Source organism: Kitasatospora sp. NPDC056446, from assembly GCF_042796115.1.
In the GTDB taxonomy this organism is placed as follows: Bacteria; Actinomycetota; Actinomycetes; order Streptomycetales; family Streptomycetaceae; genus Kitasatospora.
In genome coordinates, this window is record NZ_JBHTRF010000165.1 from 1 (window position 1) to 1,332 (window position 1,332).

At 56.8% G+C, this 1,332-nt stretch carries 1 rRNA gene (only partly in view); it reads left to right on the top strand.

Going from position 1 to position 1,332, the window contains the following annotated elements:
• The first annotated feature begins 55 nt into the window (after nucleotides 1-55).
• Nucleotides 56-1,332: ribosomal RNA gene (locus ACFQ6N_RS40170) — 23S ribosomal RNA — on the top strand (it continues 1,592 nt past the right edge of the window).

Consider the following 1,332-nt stretch of genomic DNA (forward strand, 5'->3'; position numbering starts at 1 on the left):
GAGGGTGTGTGACTGGTCGTTGTTTGAGAACTGCACAGTGGACGCGAGCATCTGTGGCCAAGTTTTTAAGGGCGCACGGTGGATGCCTTGGCACTAGGAACCGATGAAGGACGTGGGAGGCCACGATAGTCCCCGGGGAGCCGTCAACCAGGCTTTGATCCGGGGGTTTCCGAATGGGGAAACCCGGCAGTCGTCATGGGCTGTCACCCATACCTGAACACATAGGGTATGTGGAGGGAACGCGGGGAAGTGAAACATCTCAGTACCCGCAGGAAGAGAAAACAACCGTGATTCCGGGAGTAGTGGCGAGCGAAACCGGATGAGGCTAAACCGGAATGGTGTGAGACCCGGCAGGGGTTGCCGTTTCGGGGTCGTGGGATTTTTCTTGACCGGTCTGCCGGCCGGTCGGCGAGTCAGAAACCGTATGGGTAGTCGAAGGACATGCGAAAGGTCCGGCGTAGAGGGTAAGACCCCCGTAGACGAAATCTGTACGGCTCGTTTGAAGAACTCCCAAGTAGCACGGGGCCCGAGAAATCCCGTGTGAATCTGGCGGGACCACCCGCTAAGCCTAAATATTCCCTAGTGACCGATAGCGGATAGTACCGTGAGGGAATGGTGAAAAGTACCGCGGGAGCGGAGTGAAATAGTACCTGAAACCGTGTGCCTACAAGCCGTGGGAGCGTCGTTCGTCAGCTTGCTGGCGGGCCGTGACTGCGTGCCTTTTGAAGAATGAGCCTGCGAGTTTGCGGTGTGTAGCGAGGTTAACCCGTGTGGGGTAGCCGTAGCGAAAGCGAGTCCGAATAGGGCGGTTGAGTTGCATGCCCAAGACCCGAAGCGGAGTGATCTAGCCATGGGCAGGTTGAAGCGGAGGTAAGACTTCGTGGAGGACCGAACCCACCAGGGTTGAAAACCTGGGGGATGACCTGTGGTTAGGGGTGAAAGGCCAATCAAACTCCGTGATAGCTGGTTCTCCCCGAAATGCATTTAGGTGCAGCGTCACGTGTTTCTTGCCGGAGGTAGAGCACTGGATAGGCGATGGGCCTTACCGGGTTACTGACCTTAGCCAAACTCCGAATGCCGGTAAGTGAGAGCGTGGCAGTGAGACTGTGGGGGATAAGCTCCATGGTCGAGAGGGAAACAGCCCAGAACACCGACTAAGGTCCCCAAGCGTGTGCTAAGTGGGAAAGGATGTGGAGTCGCAGAGACAACCAGGAGGTTGGCTTAGAAGCAGCCACCCTTGAAAGAGTGCGTAATAGCTCACTGGTCAAGTGATTCCGCGCCGACAATGTAGCGGGGCTCAAGCACACCACCGAAGTCGTGTCATTCACACGT